Origin of the sequence: Plasticicumulans sp., assembly GCF_035331805.1 — a bacterium.
In the GTDB taxonomy this organism is placed as follows: Bacteria; Pseudomonadota; Gammaproteobacteria; order Competibacterales; family Competibacteraceae; genus Plasticicumulans.
The window spans coordinates 1-2,774 of the sequence record NZ_DAOLKE010000069.1; the positions used below are offsets into that span (position 1 = coordinate 1).

The window sequence follows — 2,774 nt, forward strand, 5'->3', positions numbered from 1 at the left end:
ATGAAGGAAGGGCGCGCGATTCTAACCGCGCGCCCTTCTTTATACCGATCACCGCATACCGATCACCGCTGAACACCCGATCGTTTCAGCCCCTCCCCCCTCGCGGGGGAGGGGTTGGGGAGAGGGGGAGAAAAACCATGCGGTTACGTGTGATCGGTATTACATGCGCCTGATGCGCCGTCCGCCGTCAGTTCTTCTGGATGACGATGTTCGGGAAGCGGTGCGAGTAGTCCTTCGCCGACAGCGCCAGCCGCGCCGCGGCCCGGCGGGCGATGTGGCGGTAGAGGCCGGCGACCTGTCCGTCCGGATCGACGGCAACGGTCGGGTGACCGTTGTCGGCCTGCTCGCGGATGCGGATGTCGAGCGGCAGGCTGCCGAGGAACTTGGTGTCGTACTGCGCGGCCATGCGCTCGCCGCCGCCGGCACCGAAGATGTGTTCGGCGTGACCGCAGTTCGAGCAGATGTGGATGCTCATGTTCTCGACGATGCCGAGGATCGGCACCTCGACCTTCTCGAACATCTTCAGGCCCTTGCGCGCATCGAGCAGCGCGATGTCCTGCGGCGTCGTGACGATCACGGCACCCGAGACCGGCACCTTCTGCGACAGCGTCAGCTGGATGTCGCCGGTGCCCGGCGGCAGGTCGATGACCAGATAGTCGAGATCCTTCCAGCGCGTGTCGCGCAGCAGCTGTTCGAGCGCCTGCGTGGCCATCGGGCCGCGCCAGATCATCGGCGTCTCTTCCTCGATCAGATAGCCGATCGACATGCTCTGCACGCCATGCGCGATGACCGGCTCGATCGACTTGCCGTCGGCCGACTCGGGCTGCTGCATCGCGCCGAGCATGCGCGGCTGCGACGGACCGTAGATGTCGGCATCGAGCAGGCCGACGCGCGCACCGTCAGCGGCGAGCGCCAGCGCCAGATTGACCGAGGTCGTCGACTTGCCGACACCGCCCTTGCCGGAGGCGACGGCGATGACGTTCTTGACGCCGGGCAGGGGCTTGAGACCCTTCTGCACCTCGTGCGCGATGATCTTCGTCGTGACCGTGACCGTGGCGGCCTCGACGCCGGGCAGCGCACGCAGCCGGGTTTCGAGTTCGCCGGCGAGCTTCGCCGGGTACTCGCCGCTCGGGAAGCCGAGTTCGATCGCGACGGCCACGCTGCCGCCGTCGATGCGCACGTCGCGCAGGCACTTGGCGGCGATCAGATCCTGATCGAGGTAGGGGTCCACATAGGCCTGGATGGCGGCATCCACCATCGGCCGGGTCAGGCTGCTCATCACGACTACTCCGGGCGGTTTCAGAAACGACTTGCGCAGCCGGTGCGGCTGCGGCGGGATGCGGGATTGTATCCGACGTATCCGACCGCTGCGCTCGGAAAACCCGGCTTGCATCCGCCGCAGGCTCAGACCTTCGGACGCTCCGACGGCTTGTAGTTGCTGAAGTGCCCTTCCTTCATCGCCACCTTGCGCGCGTTGCGCAGCAGCCCCGGCGTCGTGGCCGCCGGTGCGATGCGGGCGACCTGCCTGTCCAGCGTCTGGCTGCCGCAGTGCGGACAGGCCGGCACGGTGCTCGAACGCACCAGCAGTTCGAAGGTGACCTCACAGGCCGGGCAGCGAAAATCGAACAGCGGCATGAAATCCTCCCTTGTCGCGAACCCGACAGAAGTGACAAAGCAACGGGGTGTGCACAGGATGGATGCAAGCCGGATGCCGATCACGCCCTGCTCGCCGCCGCCGCGCCGCCGCGCCGCCGCGCCGCCGGCAGGATTCACGGCGCGACAAGTCCGGCGAGGCGGCGCATCCCCGTAGAATGCGCGCCGTGTCCCACCCGACTGCCACGAACGAGGAACTGCCTTGGACATGCCGGAACTGCTGAAAGCCCTGATCCTGGGCCTGGTCGAAGGCGCGACCGAATTCCTGCCGGTGTCGAGCACCGGCCATCAGATCATCGTCGCCGACCTGCTGGACTTCACCGGCGAACGTGCCAAGACCTTCGAGATCTTCATCCAGCTCGGCGCGATCCTCGCGGTGATCTGGTACTACCGCGCGAAGATCGGCCACGTGCTCTCGACGCTCGGCAGCGAATCGGCATCCCGGCGCCTGATCGCCAACCTGCTCGTCGCCTTCCTGCCGGCCGCCGTGCTCGGGCTGGCGTTCAGCAAGGTGATCAAGGCGCACCTGTTCAACCCGGTCACGGTCGCCACGGCGCTGATCGTCGGCGGCTTCATCATCCTGCTGATCGAGGCGCGCAAGCGCCCGGCGACGATCAGCTCGACCGACCAGATCAGCGGCCGCACGGCACTGATGATCGGCATTGCCCAGTGCTTCGCGCTGATCCCCGGCACCTCACGCTCGGGCGCGACGATCATGGGCGCGCTGCTCTGCGGACTGTCGCGGCCGGCGGCAGCCGAGTTCTCGTTCTTCCTGTCGATCCCGACCATGATCGCCGCGACGCTGTACTCGCTGTACAAGGCGCGCGACGTGCTTTCAAGCACCGACATCCCGACCTTCGGCGTCGGCTTCGTCGCCGCCTTCGTCTCCGGCTTCATCGTCGTGAAGCTGTTCCTCGCCTTCGTGTCGAAGCACAGCTTCAACGCCTTCGCGTGGTACCGGATCGCGCTCGGCTCGGCGGTGATCGCGTACTTTTACTTCACCGGGCAGCCGATGTTCGGGGTGCTGACCGACTGAGCCGGGTCTTGGCGCATCTGCCTTGCGGCTCATGAAAAAAGCCCGGTTCACACCGGGCTTTTTTGTCTGCACCGCTGCGGCGTTT

General features: G+C 66.3%; 3 protein-coding genes. 1 reads left to right on the forward strand and 2 read right to left on the reverse strand.

The genetic code is table 11. The features are described from left to right. Positions 1 to 187: 187 nt before the first annotated feature. Together apbC and PKE44_RS07190 are read right to left on the reverse strand one after the other, a co-directional pair. Entirely contained in the window at positions 188 to 1,279 is a 1,092-nt protein-coding gene (apbC, locus tag PKE44_RS07185; RefSeq protein ID WP_324549532.1) for an iron-sulfur cluster carrier protein ApbC, read from the reverse strand. A 125-nt stretch (positions 1,280 to 1,404) separates the two neighbouring features. Then, positions 1,405 to 1,773 carry a zinc ribbon domain-containing protein gene (locus tag PKE44_RS07190; RefSeq protein ID WP_324549534.1) on the reverse strand — a complete coding sequence of 123 codons (369 nt, stop codon included), beginning with the start codon at positions 1,771 to 1,773 and terminating at the stop codon, positions 1,405 to 1,407. A gap of 82 nt (positions 1,774 to 1,855) precedes the next feature. On the opposite strand from PKE44_RS07190, the gene PKE44_RS07195 reads away from it, so the two are divergent. Continuing rightward, positions 1,856 to 2,689 (forward strand): undecaprenyl-diphosphate phosphatase, encoded by an 834-nt coding sequence (locus tag PKE44_RS07195; RefSeq protein ID WP_324549536.1) that lies wholly within the window; start codon positions 1,856 to 1,858, stop codon positions 2,687 to 2,689. Positions 2,690 to 2,774 lie beyond the last annotated feature (85 nt).

What these genes read in the sequence shown, in the direction of transcription:
- apbC (WP_324549532.1), bottom strand. Translation starts at nt 1,279, where the DNA reads ATGAGCAGCCTGACCCGGCCGATGGTGGATGCCGCCATCCAGGCCTAT.